Here is a 15065-nt window from a genome sequence, read left to right as displayed (position 1 = left end):
TGATCCCATCCCGAACTCAGTAGTGAAACGATGCATCGCCGATGGTAGTGTGGGGTTTCCCCATGTGAGAGTAGGTCATCGTCAAGATTAAATTCCAAACCCCCTGTCTGCTAACGCAGACAGGGGGTTTGTTTTTGTGCCGAGAAAAGTTGCAGCGAGCAATCGCTCGGGCTATCAAGCGTTATTACGCGCATGCTGTGACTTGCAGGGTTTCTATGCAATTGCTCTGCTCATGGCTATTATGCGTGCCTGATTGTGAGGCGATACTTGCATGCTGACGTTGTTGAAACTCCTTAAAGATGGTCGGTTCCATTCAGGGCAAGCGCTTGGAGCTGCGCTAGGCGTTAGTCGTAGCGCTATCTGGAAGCAGCTCCAGCACCTGGAGTCTGATTTGAACTTGTCGATTCACAAAGTGCGAGGTCGCGGCTATCAACTGGCTGCACCGCTTGAGCTCCTTGAGCAGGATCAGTTGGATACCAGTCCTTGGCCTGTCTTGATTCATCACTCGTTAGACTCTACTAATGCTGAAGCTTTGCGCGCGATTGATCGTGGCATAACAGCTCCCTTTGTTATCACCGCTGAGCGACAAACAGCAGGTCGCGGGCGTAGGGGGCGTAAGTGGGTTAGCCCATTCGCGGAGAATATTTACTACAGTCTCGTTCTTCGGATGGATGGGGGCATGCGTCAGCTCGAGGGACTTAGTCTTGTAGTTGGCCTTGCGGTGTTGAGTGCGCTTAAAAATGTGGGTATCTCGGGTGCGGGCCTCAAATGGCCAAATGACGTGCTGGTAGGCAACAAAAAGATTGCCGGTATTTTGCTTGAGTTGGTCGGGGATCCGGCTGACGTTTGCCATGTCGTGCTTGGTATTGGTATCAACGTGAATATGCGTGTGGCCCGTGAGGTTGATCAGGCGTGGACTTCTGTTTATTTAGAGTCTGGGTCTGCGATAAATCGTAATTTACTGGTTTCGAAGCTCAACGACAGTTTGCTGTTGTATATCAAGCGCCATGCAGCCGAAGGCTTTTCGGCAATACAGGATGAGTGGGAACAAAATCACTTGTGGCAGGGACGTGAAGTGTCTTTGATTGCTGGGGTGCACCAGGTGGATGGTACGGTCATGGGTATTGATCAGCAGGGCGCATTACGTATGAGTGTCAGTGGCGAGGAGAAGGTGTTCAGTGGTGGCGAGCTTAGCCTGAGGTTGCGCCATGATTCTTGAGATGGACTGTGGCAACAGTTTTATCAAGTGGCGGGCACTTGATGCCGGAGTGGCTGTGAGTGGTGGAGTCGTGGATTCTGATGTGGGGCTTATCGCTGCAATTTTGGCTGTTCCAGCGTTGTGCATAACTCATTGCCGCTTGGTGAGTGTGCGAAGTGATGATGAAACGTCTAGCCTGGTGGCCTCTATTGCTACGACATTTGGTATCAAGGTGGAATGTGCGCAACCTGCCAGGGCTGTGGCAGGGGTGAGTAACGGTTATGAAGAGTACGCTCGTTTGGGGCTCGATCGCTGGCTTGCGGTGGTTGGCGCTTTTGAGTTGGCGAGAAGTGCGTGTCTGGTGCTGGACTTCGGTACGGCGGTAACAGCGGACTTCGTTGCAGCCGATGGTCAGCATTTAGGTGGGTTTATTTGCCCTGGAATGCCCCTGATGCGTGATCAATTACGCACCCATACCCGTCGAATCAGGTATGACGACTTTTCAGCCGAGCAGGCATTGCTCCAGCGTACTCCGGGCCGTACAACGGTTGAGGCTGTAGAGCGCGGATGCTTGTTGATGATGAGAGGGTTTGTTCTGACCCAGTTGGAGCTGGCAAGCGAGTATTGGGGGCAGGATTTCGAGGTTTTTATCACCGGTGGTGACGCAAGCCTGGTGAAAGATATGGTGCCTGATGCGCGCCTGGTGCAAGACCTAGTGTTTGTTGGTTTGGCGGTGGTTTGTCCCCTTCCTTGAGGTTTATATGCGTTGGCTGTTTCTGCTGCTAGTCGTTTTAAACATTTTCTACTACGTATGGCATCAGCAAGAGGCGCCGCTTAGGGCTAAGGAAGTTGTTTCCTTGTCTTTGTACAAAGGTAGCCAGCAAGGCATAAGTCTTCTTAGTGAAGCGAGGTCTGTAGTGACTACTGGTGATGCCCAGAGTGGCCCTGCAGAGGGCGTGGAGTGTCTTTATCTCGGTGGCTTGCCGGCGGAGGATCAGTTGCGCAGCTTGCAACGCAAGCTTTCTGACAAAGGTATGCAGTCAGTGCCGGTTGAGGTTGATCGGTCTGCGTTGGTGGGATATGTCCTTAAAGTCACCCCGCAAAGCAGCTCTGCAGCGAGCGAAATGGTTTTGCAGGGCCTTGCCAGTGAATTCAATGGCTTAAAATACATAAAAATGCGCTGCGAGGGGTTGCAGCTACCCGATTCTTTGCATAGAATGGCGCCCGCTCCACAGTGAACGCCAAACAGGCTCTTAGCTGAGGAGTGAGTTAATCATCTAACTTCCTGATTTAATTGAAGAAAGTGGTTGACAGAAGGATAGAATGATGTAGAATTCTATCTCGCTTAGGAGGGGTTCCCGAGCGGCCAAAGGGATCAGACTGTAAATCTGACGTCTACGACTTCGAAGGTTCGAATCCTTCCCCCTCCACCATATTTAAGCTAAGACAGCAAGATTTGCGGGTGTAGTTTAGTGGTAGAACCTCAGCCTTCCAAGCTGATGATGCGGGTTCGATTCCCGCCACCCGCTCCAGCCTTGCTGTTTTCGCAACATTTTTTGCTCTTGTAGCTCAGTTGGTAGAGCACACCCTTGGTAAGGGTGAGGTCAGCGGTTCAAATCCGCTCAAGAGCTCCATATAACAAGGCAGATATGAAAATATCTGCCTTTGTTTTAACAGGTGCATAGCCTGTCCTGGGTGTTTGCTGGCGGTGCTTTTTTAGGTGCTGCTGCCTAGGTTGGTGTTACGGTTGTGGGTAGCTCGCATTCTGCTATTCACATGGTGATTTGCTGCTTGGTGTGGGTGGATTGCAAAAGTAATTGCACAGGTTGTTGAAAAGTCTCTCTCGTGCCGGCATAATCGGCGGCTCGATAATGTTTTAGGTCAGTAGCTCAATTGGCAGAGCGACGGTCTCCAAAACCGTAGGTTGGGGGTTCGATTCCCTCCTGACCTGCCAGATTCGCTCATTGCGTCTGGCTTTCTTTTCACAGGATCCTCTTAGATGACTCCCAAGGCTGAAGTTCAAGGCTCTCGCTTCGATCTCCTCAAGTGGCTTGTAGTGGTTGCTCTTGTGGTGGTTGGCGTTGTTGGGAATCAGTATTATTCTGGTTCGCCGATCCTGTATCGCGTCATTGCACTTCTTGTGATTGCTGCTGTTGCTACCTATGTAGGTTTGCAAACGGCGAAAGGCAAGTCGTTCTCTGTCTTGGTGAAGGAAGCTCGTACTGAGATTCGTAAAGTCGTATGGCCAACTCGCCAAGAAACTACGCAGACCACGTTGATCGTGGTGGCTGTTGTTCTTGTTATGGCGTTGCTGTTGTGGGGGCTTGATTCCCTGCTCGGCTGGCTCGTTTCCTTGATTGTTGGCTAAGGGTGTCCCGTGGCTAAGCGTTGGTACGTAGTGCATGCTTATTCGGGTTACGAAAAGCATGTTATGCGCTCTTTGATGGAGCGTATTAAGCTGGCAGGCATGGAAGAAGGCTTCGGCGAAATTCTGGTTCCCACTGAAGAAGTGGTTGAAATGCGTAATGGCCAGAAACGCAAAAGCGAGCGCAAATTCTTTCCTGGCTATGTGCTGGTACAGATGGATATGAGCGAAGGGACTTGGCACTTGGTCAAGGATACTCCTCGCGTAATGGGCTTCATTGGTGGTACTGCCGATAAACCGGCTCCGATCACTGATAAAGAGGCAGAAGCGATTCTGCGTCGAGTTGCTGATGGTAGCGACAAGCCCAAGCCGAAAACATTGTTCGAGCCAGGCGAAGTTGTTCGCGTTACAGATGGCCCGTTCGCTGATTTTAACGGCACAGTTGAAGAAGTTAACTACGAAAAGAGCCGCATCCAAGTGGCGGTGCTCATTTTCGGTCGCTCTACTCCGGTAGAGCTAGAGTTTAGCCAGGTCGAAAAGGTCTAGTTAGACACGAATCCCAACCCCATGGCTTAGGCTGTGGGGTTTTGTCGTCACTGGGATAAACGCGCAAGTAACCGGGGAGCCTCTATAGGCGTTTGAACCCGTAATTGGAGTGCCTCATGGCTAAGAAGATTACCGCTTACATCAAGCTGCAAGTGAAGGCCGCACAGGCCAACCCAAGCCCACCTGTCGGCCCAGCTCTGGGTCAACACGGTGTGAATATCATGGAATTCTGCAAGGCTTTCAACGCCCGTACTCAGGGTATTGAGCCAGGCTTGCCGACTCCAGTGATCATCACTGTATACAGCGACCGTAGCTTCACGTTCGAAACCAAGTCGACCCCTGCTTCGGTACTGCTGAAGAAGGCTGCTGGTCTGACTAGCGGTTCCGCTCGTCCAAACACCGTTAAGGTTGGCACTGTTACCCGTGCTCAGCTGGAAGAAATCGCGAAAACCAAAAACGCGGATCTTACTGCAGCTGATATGGAAGCAGCCGTGCGTACTATCGCCGGTTCTGCTCGTAGCATGGGCCTTAACGTGGAGGGTGTGTAATGGCTAAGCTGACTAAGCGTCAAAAGGCAATCGCCGGTAAAATCGAAGCTGGCAAGTCCTACAACTTTGTAGACGCTGCTGCTTTGCTGGCTGAGCTGTCGACTGTTAAATTCAGCGAGTCTTTCGACATCGCCGTTAACTTGGGCGTGGACCCACGTAAATCTGACCAGGTTGTTCGTAGCGCTACTGTGCTGCCACACGGCACTGGCAAGACTGTACGTGTAGCTGTGTTCACCCAGGGGCCGGCTGCTGAAGCTGCTCTGGCTGCCGGCGCTGATCGCGTTGGTATGGACGACCTGGCTGCCGAAATGAAAGGCGGCGACCTGAACTATGACGTAGTTATTGCATCCCCGGACGCAATGCGTGTTGTAGGTCAGCTGGGTCAGATCCTTGGTCCACGTGGTTTGATGCCTAACCCTAAGGTTGGTACTGTAACTCCAGACGTAGCTACCGCTGTTAAGAACGCGAAGGCTGGTCAGGTTCGTTATCGCACCGACAAAAACGGTATCATCCACACTTCCGTTGGCAAGATCGGTTTCGACGCCGTCAAGCTGAAGGAAAACGTTGAAGCACTGATCGCTGATCTGAAGCGTATCAAGCCAGCTTCCTCGAAAGGTATTTATGTTAAGCGCGTTACCCTGAGCACCACTATGGGCCCAGGCTTGATCATTGATCAAGGTTCCTTGGACGCGTAAGACAAATTGGCGCGTTTTAATGCGTCAATGAAAGATTGGGGTCCCTGCCTGGCGGGGGCTATCCAAGACCGTAGGCGGTGCAAGCCTTAAACCTCAAGCCTACGCAGATGGTGCTCCCGGTTCCTTACCGAATCAGACACCAAAACGACATCCGGCCTCGGTTGGATGAAACGGTAACAAGCAGGAGTTAAACCCGTGGCAATTAAACTCGAAGACAAGAAGGCCATCGTCGCTGAAGTCAACGAGGCTGCCAAAGTTGCCCTGTCCGCTGTTGTGGCTGATGCCCGCGGTGTGACAGTAGGCGCTATGACCGGACTCCGTAAAGAGGCTCGTGAAGCTGGCGTTTACGTACGTGTTGTACGTAACACCCTGCTCAAGCGCGCTGTTGCTGACACTGAATACAGTGTTCTCAACGACGTGTTCACAGGCCCGACCTTGATCGCATTCTCCAACGAACATCCAGGCGCTGCTGCCCGTTTGTTCAAAGAGTTCGCTAAAGGTCAGGATAAGTTCGAGATCAAGGCAGCTGCGTTCGAGGGCAAGTTCCTCGCAGCTAATCAGATCGACGTACTGGCAAGTCTGCCGACCCGTGACGAAGCAATTTCTCAGCTGATGAGCGTGATTCAAGGCGCTACCAGCAAATTGGCTCGTACTCTGGCGGCCCTTCGCGACCAGAAAGAAGCTGCTGCAGCCTAAGGCTGAGCAACTCCTTTCAGCGTTTATTGTTTATTTCGATGGCCGCCTAGGCTGTCACCCCAATACAGGAATCAATAGTCATGTCTCTGACTACTCAAGAAATCATCGACGCAATCGGTTCGAAATCCGTTCTGGAAATCGTTGAGCTGATCAAGGCAATGGAAGAAGCATTCGGCGTTTCCGCTGCTGCTGCTTCTGCTGGTCCTGCTGCTGCCGCTGCTGTTGTTGAAGAGCAAACTGAATTCAACGTCATGCTGCTGGAAGCTGGCGAGAAGAAAGTTAACGTGATCAAGGCTGTTCGTGAACTGACTGGTCTGGGCTTGAAAGAAGCCAAGGCAGTAGTTGACAGCGCTCCTAGCGTTGTTCTGGAAGCTGTATCGAAAGACGCAGCTGACAAAGCCAAGGCTACCTTGGAAGAAGCAGGCGCTAAAGTCGAGCTGAAGTAAGCATCGACCTTGCGTCTCCAGCCCAAGCGTTAAGCTGAGGCTGATGGCTGGTGGCTCTTGCCACCGGCCTTTTTCCGTTATTGGCAGCCGACTCGGTTGGCGCCTTTAACGTGCTGTAACCACCCTGTGCGGTGGAGCAAACCAAGGGGTTTGCACGATTTTCTGGCTGCTCCCGTCGGGAGAGGCCAAACAAGCAGGTGACCAAGCTGGGGAACGCTGATGGCTTACTCATATACTGAGAAAAAACGTATCCGCAAGGACTTTAGCAAGTTGCCGGACGTCATGGATGTGCCGTATCTCTTGGCAATCCAGCTGGATTCGTATCGTGAATTCTTGCAGGCGGGAGCGACTAAAGATCAGTTCCGCGACGTGGGCCTGCATGCGGCCTTCAAATCCGTTTTCCCGATCATCAGCTACTCCGGCAATGCTGCGCTGGAGTACGTCGGTTATCGCTTGGGCGAACCGGCATTTGATGTCAAAGAATGCGTGTTGCGCGGTGTAACTTACGCCGTACCTTTGCGGGTAAAAGTTCGTTTGATCATTTTCGACAAAGAGTCGTCGAACAAAGCGATCAAGGACATCAAAGAGCAAGAAGTCTACATGGGTGAAATCCCCCTGATGACTGAAAACGGTACCTTCGTAATCAACGGTACCGAGCGTGTAATTGTTTCCCAGCTGCACCGTTCCCCGGGCGTGTTCTTTGACCACGACCGCGGCAAGACGCACAGCTCCGGTAAGCTGCTTTATTCTGCGCGTATCATTCCTTACCGCGGTTCGTGGTTGGACTTCGAGTTCGATCCGAAGGACTGTGTGTTCGTACGTATTGACCGTCGTCGCAAGCTGCCTGCATCGGTATTGCTGCGAGCGCTGGGTTATACGACTGAACAAGTTCTGGACGCGTTCTACACCACCAACGTCTTCCATGTGCAAGGTGAAAGCCTGTGTCTGGAATTGGTGCCTCATCGCCTGCGCGGTGAAATTGCGGCCATCGATATCGTCGATGACAAAGGCAAGGTGATTGTTGAGCAGGGTCGTCGTATTACTGCTCGTCACATCAACCAGCTGGAAAAAGCCGGTGTCAAAGAGCTTGTTATGCCCCTGGACTACGTCCTGGGCCGCACAACGGCCAAGGCTATCGTGCACCCGGCTACTGGCGAAATCATTGCTGAGTGCAACACCGAGCTGACGACTGAAATCCTGGCAAAAATTGCCAAGGGTCAAGTAGTTCGTATCGAGACGTTGTACACCAACGACATCGACTGCGGTCCGTTCGTTTCCGACACTCTGAAGATCGACTCCACCAGCAACCAATTGGAAGCTCTGGTAGAGATCTATCGCATGATGCGTCCAGGCGAGCCGCCAACCAAAGACGCTGCCGAGACTCTGTTCAACAACCTGTTCTTCAGCCCCGAGCGTTATGACCTGTCTGCGGTCGGCCGGATGAAGTTCAACCGTCGTATCGGTCGTACCGAGATCGAAGGTTCGGGCGTGTTGTGCAAAGAAGACATCGTTGCTGTGCTGAAGACTCTGGTCGACATCCGTAACGGTAAAGGCATCGTCGATGACATCGACCACCTGGGTAACCGTCGTGTTCGCTGTGTAGGCGAAATGGCTGAAAACCAGTTCCGCGTTGGCCTGGTACGTGTTGAGCGTGCGGTCAAAGAGCGTCTGTCGATGGCTGAAAGCGAAGGCCTGATGCCGCAAGACCTGATCAACGCCAAGCCAGTGGCTGCAGCGGTGAAAGAGTTCTTCGGTTCGAGCCAGCTGTCCCAGTTCATGGACCAGAACAACCCTCTGTCCGAGATCACCCACAAGCGCCGTGTTTCTGCACTGGGTCCGGGTGGTTTGACGCGTGAGCGTGCTGGCTTTGAAGTTCGTGACGTACATCCGACTCACTACGGTCGTGTATGCCCGATTGAAACGCCGGAAGGTCCGAACATTGGTCTGATCAACTCCTTGGCTGCCTATGCGCGCACCAACCAGTACGGCTTCCTTGAAAGCCCGTATCGTGTGGTGAAAGACGCTCTGGTTACCGACGAGATCGTGTTCCTGTCCGCCATCGAAGAAGCCGATCACGTGATCGCTCAGGCTTCGGCCACGATGAACGACAAGAAGGTTCTGATCGACGAGCTGGTAGCTGTTCGTCACTTGAACGAATTCACCGTTAAGGCGCCGGAAGACGTCACCTTGATGGACGTTTCGCCGAAGCAGGTTGTGTCGGTTGCAGCGTCGTTGATCCCGTTCCTCGAGCACGATGACGCCAACCGTGCGTTGATGGGTTCGAACATGCAGCGTCAAGCTGTGCCAACCTTGCGCGCTGACAAGCCGCTGGTAGGTACTGGCATGGAGCGTAACGTAGCTCGTGACTCCGGCGTTTGCGTCGTGGCTCGTCGTGGTGGCGTTATCGACTCTGTTGATGCAAGCCGTATTGTGGTTCGTGTTGCAGATGACGAAGTTGAAACTGGCGAAGCCGGTGTAGACATCTATAACCTGACCAAATACACCCGCTCCAACCAGAACACCTGCATCAACCAGCGCCCGCTGGTTCGCAAGGGTGATCGTGTGCAGCGTAGCGACATCATGGCCGATGGTCCGTCCACCGACATGGGTGAGCTGGCTCTGGGTCAGAACATGCGCATCGCGTTCATGGCCTGGAACGGTTACAACTTCGAAGACTCCATCTGCTTGTCGGAACGAGTTGTTCAAGAAGATCGTTTCACCACGATCCACATTCAGGAACTGACCTGTGTGGCACGTGACACCAAGCTTGGGCCTGAAGAGATCACTGCAGACATCCCTAACGTGGGTGAAGCTGCACTGAACAAACTGGACGAAGCCGGTATCGTTTACGTAGGTGCTGAAGTTGGCGCCGGCGACATTCTGGTTGGTAAGGTCACTCCGAAAGGCGAGACTCAGCTGACTCCAGAAGAGAAGCTGTTGCGTGCAATCTTTGGTGAAAAAGCCAGCGACGTTAAAGACACTTCCCTGCGTGTACCTACCGGTACCAAAGGTACAGTTATCGACGTGCAGGTCTTCACCCGCGACGGCGTTGAGCGTGATGCTCGTGCCCTGTCGATCGAGAAGACCCAGCTGGACGAGATCCGCAAGGATCTGAACGAAGAGTTCCGTATCGTTGAAGGCGCTACTTTCGAACGTCTGCGCTCTGCTCTGGTTGGCCGTATAGCCGAGGGCGGTGCTGGTCTGAAGAAAGGTCAGGAAATCACCAATGAAATCCTGGACGGTCTTGAGCATGGGCAGTGGTTCAAACTGCGCATGGCTGAAGATGCTCTGAACGAGCAACTTGAAAAAGCCCAGGCTTACATCATCGATCGTCGTCGCCTGCTGGACGACAAGTTCGAAGACAAGAAGCGCAAACTGCAGCAGGGCGATGACCTGGCTCCAGGCGTGCTGAAAATCGTCAAGGTTTACCTGGCAATCCGTCGTCGCATCCAGCCGGGTGACAAGATGGCTGGTCGTCACGGTAACAAAGGTGTGGTCTCCGTGATCATGCCGGTTGAAGACATGCCGTACGATGCCAATGGCACCCCGGTTGATGTGGTCCTCAACCCGTTGGGCGTACCTTCGCGTATGAACGTTGGTCAGATTCTTGAAACTCACCTGGGCCTCGCGGCTAAAGGTTTGGGCGAGAAGATCAACCTCATGATTGAAGAACAACGCAAGGTCGCTGACCTGCGCAAGTTCTTGCATGAGATCTACAACGAAATTGGCGGTCGTCAAGAAAGCCTGGATGACTTCACCGACCAGGAGATCCTGGATCTGGCGAAGAACCTTCGTGGCGGTGTGCCTATGGCTACCCCGGTGTTCGACGGTGCCAAGGAAAGTGAAATCAAGGCAATGCTACGTTTGGCTGATCTGCCAGACAGCGGCCAGATGGAACTGACTGACGGCCGTACCGGCAACAAGTTCGAGCGTCCGGTTACCGTTGGCTACATGTACATGCTGAAGCTGAACCACTTGGTAGACGACAAGATGCATGCTCGTTCTACCGGTTCTTACAGCCTGGTTACCCAGCAGCCGCTGGGTGGTAAGGCACAGTTCGGTGGTCAGCGTTTCGGGGAGATGGAGGTCTGGGCGCTGGAAGCCTACGGCGCGGCATACACTCTGCAAGAAATGCTCACAGTGAAGTCGGACGATGTGAACGGTCGTACCAAGATGTACAAAAACATCGTGGACGGCGATCACCGTATGGAGCCGGGCATGCCCGAGTCTTTCAACGTGTTGATCAAAGAAATTCGTTCCCTCGGCATCGATATCGATCTGGAAACCGAATAACACGTGACGCGAATCGAGAGCGGGGCTGTTTAGCCCGCTCTCTGCTCCGCCAGGAGGAAAGGCCTTGAAAGACCTACTGAATTTGCTGAAAAACCAGGGTCAAGTCGAAGAGTTCGACGCCATCCGTATTGGATTGGCATCGCCTGAGATGATCCGTTCGTGGTCGTTCGGTGAAGTTAAAAAACCGGAAACCATCAACTACCGTACGTTCAAGCCTGAGCGTGACGGCCTGTTCTGCGCCAAGATCTTTGGCCCGGTAAAGGATTACGAGTGCCTGTGCGGTAAGTACAAGCGCTTGAAGCACCGCGGTGTGATCTGTGAGAAGTGTGGCGTAGAAGTCGCACTGGCCAAGGTCCGTCGCGAGCGCATGGCTCACATCGAACTGGCTTCGCCAGTTGCTCACATCTGGTTCCTGAAATCGCTGCCGTCCCGTATCGGTTTGCTGATGGACATGACCCTGCGTGATATCGAGCGCGTTCTCTACTTCGAGAGCTATGTCGTTATCGATCCAGGCATGACCACTCTTGAAAAAGGTCAGCTGCTGAACGATGAGCAGTACTTCGAAGCGCTGGAAGAGTTCGGCGACGACTTTGATGCCCGTATGGGTGCTGAAGCTGTACGTGAACTGCTGCACGCTATCGACCTGGAACACGAGATTGGCCGTCTGCGCGAAGAAATTCCGCAAACCAACTCCGAAACCAAAATCAAGAAGCTGTCCAAACGCCTGAAGTTGATGGAAGCCTTCCTGGGCTCCGGCAACCTTCCTGAGTGGATGGTTCTGACCGTTCTGCCGGTTCTGCCGCCGGATCTGCGTCCTTTGGTCCCGCTTGATGGTGGTCGTTTCGCGACTTCCGACCTCAACGATCTGTATCGTCGGGTAATCAACCGTAACAACCGCTTGAAGCGCCTGCTTGATCTGTCCGCTCCGGACATCATCGTGCGCAACGAAAAGCGTATGTTGCAAGAAGCAGTCGACGCCTTGCTCGACAACGGCCGTCGCGGTCGCGCTATTACCGGTTCGAACAAGCGCCCTCTGAAATCCTTGGCTGACATGATCAAGGGTAAGCAGGGTCGTTTCCGTCAGAACTTGCTCGGTAAGCGTGTTGACTACTCGGGTCGTTCGGTAATTACCGTAGGTCCGACCCTGCGTCTGCACCAGTGCGGCCTGCCGAAGAAAATGGCTCTTGAGCTGTTCAAACCGTTCATTTTTGGCAAGCTGGAAATGCGTGGTCTTGCTACCACCATCAAAGCAGCCAAGAAGATGGTTGAGCGTGAGTTGCCAGAAGTTTGGGACGTTCTCGCTGAAGTAATCCGCGAACACCCGGTTCTTCTCAACCGTGCACCGACCCTTCACCGTCTGGGTATCCAGGCGTTTGAACCGGTACTGATCGAAGGTAAAGCTATCCAGCTGCACCCGCTGGTCTGTGCTGCGTACAACGCCGACTTCGACGGCGACCAAATGGCCGTGCACGTACCGCTGACACTGGAAGCCCAGTTGGAAGCGCGTGCGTTGATGATGTCGACCAACAACATTCTGTCGCCAGCCAACGGTGAGCCAATCATCGTTCCGTCGCAGGACGTTGTCTTGGGTCTGTACTACATGACCCGTGAAGCGATCAACGCCAAGGGCGAAGGTCGTGTGTTCGCTGACCTGCAAGAAGTTGACCGTGTGTTCCGTGCTGGCGAAGCCGCACTGCATGCCAAGGTTAAAGTTCGCATCAGCGAAACCGTCAACGACCGTGATGGCGGCAGCGTGAGCAATACCCGTATCGTCGACACTACTGTTGGCCGTGCGCTGTTGTTCCAGGTTGTGCCAAAAGGTCTGTCGTACGACGTCGTCAACCTGCCGATGAAGAAAAAAGCGATCTCCAAGCTGATCAACCAGTGCTACCGCGTGGTTGGTTTGAAAGAGACCGTTATCTTCGCTGACCAGTTGATGTACACAGGTTTTGCTTACTCGACCATTTCCGGCGTTTCCATCGGCGTTAACGACTTCGTTATCCCTGATGAAAAAGCCCGCATCATCGCGGCTGCAACCGATGAAGTGAAAGAGATCGAAAGTCAGTACGCTTCGGGCCTGGTAACTCAGGGCGAGAAGTACAACAAAGTAATCGACCTTTGGTCGAAAGCTAACGACGAAGTCTCCAAGGCAATGATGTCGAACCTCTCGAAAGAGAAGGTTATCGACCGTCACGGCAACGAAGTTGAGCAAGAGTCGTTCAACTCGATGTACATGATGGCCGACTCCGGTGCTCGAGGTTCTGCTGCGCAGATCCGTCAGCTGGCCGGTATGCGTGGTCTGATGGCTAAGCCGGACGGCTCCATCATCGAAACGCCGATTACCGCGAACTTCCGTGAAGGTTTGAGCGTACTTCAGTACTTCATCTCGACTCACGGTGCTCGTAAGGGTCTGGCGGATACCGCCTTGAAGACTGCTAACTCCGGTTACCTGACGCGTCGTCTGGTAGACGTTGCGCAAGACCTGGTTGTGACTGAAGTTGACTGCGGCACCGAACACGGTCTGCTGATGACTCCGCACATCGAAGGCGGCGACGTTGTTGAGCCGTTGGGTGAGCGCGTACTGGGTCGAGTAATCGCCCGTGACGTGTACAAGCCGGGTACCGAGGAAATTATCGTTCCTGCGGGCACTCTGGTTGACGAGAAGTGGGTTGAATTCATCGAGCTGAACAGCATCGACGAAGTAATCGTACGTTCGCCAATCAGCTGTGAAACTCGCTTCGGTATCTGTGCCAAGTGCTACGGTCGTGACTTGGCTCGTGGTCACCAGGTGAACATCGGTGAAGCTGTCGGCGTAATCGCTGCTCAGTCGATCGGTGAGCCGGGTACACAGCTGACAATGCGTACGTTCCACATCGGTGGTGCGGCAAGCCGGACCTCTGCTGCTGACAGTGTTCAGGTGAAGAATGGCGGTACTGTCCGTCTTCATAACCTGAAGCACGTTGAGCGTGTAGATGGCTGCCTGGTAGCTGTATCCCGTTCCGGTGAGCTGGCCATCGCTGATGACTTCGGTCGTGAGCGTGAGCGTTACAAGCTGCCGTACGGTGCTGTGATTTCGGTTAAAGAAGGTGACAAGGTTGACGCTGGCTCTATCGTAGCCAAGTGGGATCCGCACACTCACCCAATCGTTACCGAAATGAAAGGTACCGTGACCTACGTGGGCATGGAAGAAGGCATCACGATCAAGCGTCAGACTGACGAATTGACCGGTATGACCAACATTGAAGTGCTTGATGCCAAAGACCGTCCAGCTGCCGGCAAGGACATTCGTCCAGCCGTTAAGATGGTTGGTGTGGATGGCAAGGATCTGCTGTTGCCAGGTACCGACGTACCGGCCCAGTACTTCCTGCCAGCTAACGCTCTGGTCGGTGTAGCGGATGGTGCGGAAATCGCGATCGGTGACGTTATCGCTCGTATTCCGCAAGAAACTTCGAAAACTCGAGACATCACCGGTGGTCTGCCACGCGTTGCTGACTTGTTCGAAGCTCGTCGTCCGAAAGAAGCCTCGATTTTGGCTGAAGTCAGCGGCACCATCGCGTTCGGTAAAGAAACCAAAGGCAAGCGCCGTCTGGTTATTACTCCGAACGACGGTACTGATCCGTACGAAGAGCTGATTCCGAAGTGGCGTCACCTGAACGTCTTCGAAGGCGAGCAAGTGAACCGCGGCGAAGTAATCTCCGACGGTCCAAGCGATCCACACGACATTCTGCGTTTGCTGGGTGTAAGTGCGCTGGCCAAGTACATCGTTAACGAGATTCAGGACGTTTATCGTCTGCAAGGCGTAAAAATCAACGATAAGCACATCGAGACCATTCTGCGTCAGATGCTGCGTAAGGTTGAGATTGCCGAGTCTGGTGATTCCACCTTCATCAAGGGCGACCAGATGGAGTTGACTCAGGTGTTGACCGAGAACGAACGTCTGGGTGGCGAAGATAAATTCGTTTCCAAGTTCACTCGTGTTCTGCTGGGTATCACCAAGGCGTCGTTGTCGACTGAATCGTTCATCTCCGCGGCCTCTTTCCAAGAGACCACCCGCGTACTGACCGAAGCAGCGGTAACCGGCAAGCGCGATTACCTGCGCGGCCTGAAAGAAAACGTTGTCGTGGGTCGTTTGATCCCGGCAGGTACCGGTTTGGCATACCACAGTGAGCGTAAGCGCCGCCGTGAGGCTGACAAGCCGTTGCGCGTAAGCGCCAGTGAAGTGGAAGCTGCACTGACCGAAGCGCTGAACTCGAGCGGTAACTGAGTTCTGCGGTAAAT

Annotated in this window: 11 protein-coding genes, 4 tRNA genes and 1 rRNA gene; all 16 read left to right on the top strand. The window is 53.5% G+C overall.

The window, feature by feature from the left end:
* Window positions 1-87: ribosomal RNA gene (gene rrf, locus ACZRMS_RS14470) — 5S ribosomal RNA — on the top strand; the annotation flags it as partial.
* Window positions 88-271: 184 nt separating this feature from the next.
* Window positions 272-1219 (top strand): bifunctional biotin--[acetyl-CoA-carboxylase] ligase/biotin operon repressor BirA, encoded by a 948-nt coding sequence (birA, locus tag ACZRMS_RS14465; RefSeq protein WP_463995783.1) that lies wholly within the window; start codon window positions 272-274, stop codon window positions 1217-1219.
* Window positions 1209-1952 (top strand): pantothenate kinase, encoded by a 744-nt coding sequence (locus ACZRMS_RS14460; protein ID WP_463995782.1) that lies wholly within the window; start codon window positions 1209-1211, stop codon window positions 1950-1952. Before birA ends, ACZRMS_RS14460 begins: the two co-directional genes overlap by 11 nt.
* A gap of 7 nt (window positions 1953-1959) precedes the next feature.
* Window positions 1960-2436, top strand: coding sequence for a hypothetical protein (locus ACZRMS_RS14455; RefSeq protein WP_463995781.1), 477 nt, complete (start codon window positions 1960-1962; stop codon window positions 2434-2436).
* A 110-nt stretch (window positions 2437-2546) separates the two neighbouring features.
* Window positions 2547-2631 (top strand) — tRNA-Tyr (locus tag ACZRMS_RS14450).
* A gap of 25 nt (window positions 2632-2656) precedes the next feature.
* Window positions 2657-2730 (top strand) — tRNA-Gly (locus tag ACZRMS_RS14445).
* Window positions 2731-2756: 26 nt separating this feature from the next.
* Window positions 2757-2832 (top strand) — tRNA-Thr (locus ACZRMS_RS14440).
* A 244-nt stretch (window positions 2833-3076) separates the two neighbouring features.
* A tRNA-Trp gene (locus ACZRMS_RS14435) sits at window positions 3077-3152 on the top strand.
* A gap of 45 nt (window positions 3153-3197) precedes the next feature.
* Window positions 3198-3566, top strand: coding sequence for a preprotein translocase subunit SecE (secE, locus tag ACZRMS_RS14430; protein WP_463995780.1), 369 nt, complete (start codon window positions 3198-3200; stop codon window positions 3564-3566).
* Between the two features lie 9 nt (window positions 3567-3575).
* A complete protein-coding gene (nusG, locus tag ACZRMS_RS14425; RefSeq protein WP_048359444.1) occupies window positions 3576-4109 on the top strand; it encodes a transcription termination/antitermination protein NusG in 534 nt (177 codons plus the stop codon).
* Window positions 4110-4225: 116 nt separating this feature from the next.
* Window positions 4226-4657, top strand: a complete 432-nt coding sequence (gene rplK / locus ACZRMS_RS14420) for a 50S ribosomal protein L11 (protein WP_008008888.1) — start codon at window positions 4226-4228, stop codon at window positions 4655-4657.
* Complete coding sequence (gene rplA, locus ACZRMS_RS14415) at window positions 4657-5352, top strand: 50S ribosomal protein L1 (protein WP_048359443.1); 696 nt, start codon at window positions 4657-4659, stop codon at window positions 5350-5352. Before rplK ends, rplA begins: the two co-directional genes overlap by 1 nt.
* 195 nt (window positions 5353-5547) lie before the next feature.
* Window positions 5548-6048, top strand: a complete 501-nt coding sequence (rplJ, locus tag ACZRMS_RS14410; protein WP_003444392.1) for a 50S ribosomal protein L10 — start codon at window positions 5548-5550, stop codon at window positions 6046-6048.
* An 80-nt stretch (window positions 6049-6128) separates the two neighbouring features.
* The gene (gene rplL, locus ACZRMS_RS14405) at window positions 6129-6494 is read left to right on the top strand and encodes a 50S ribosomal protein L7/L12 (protein WP_048359442.1); all 366 of its coding nucleotides are present in this window, start codon (window positions 6129-6131) and stop codon (window positions 6492-6494) included.
* A gap of 219 nt (window positions 6495-6713) precedes the next feature.
* Window positions 6714-10787 carry a DNA-directed RNA polymerase subunit beta gene (rpoB, locus tag ACZRMS_RS14400; protein WP_048359441.1) on the top strand — a complete coding sequence of 1358 codons (4074 nt, stop codon included), beginning with the start codon at window positions 6714-6716 and terminating at the stop codon, window positions 10785-10787.
* 64 nt (window positions 10788-10851) lie between these two features.
* Window positions 10852-15051: a DNA-directed RNA polymerase subunit beta' gene (rpoC, locus tag ACZRMS_RS14395; protein ID WP_463995779.1), complete on the top strand. Its 4200-nt coding sequence runs from the start codon at window positions 10852-10854 to the stop codon at window positions 15049-15051.
* Window positions 15052-15065 lie beyond the last annotated feature (14 nt).

It is taken from the genome of Pseudomonas sp. B424, assembly GCF_055408345.1.
The sequence above is the reverse complement of the archived record's forward strand: the minus strand, read 5'-3'. Positions and strand labels throughout refer to the sequence as shown.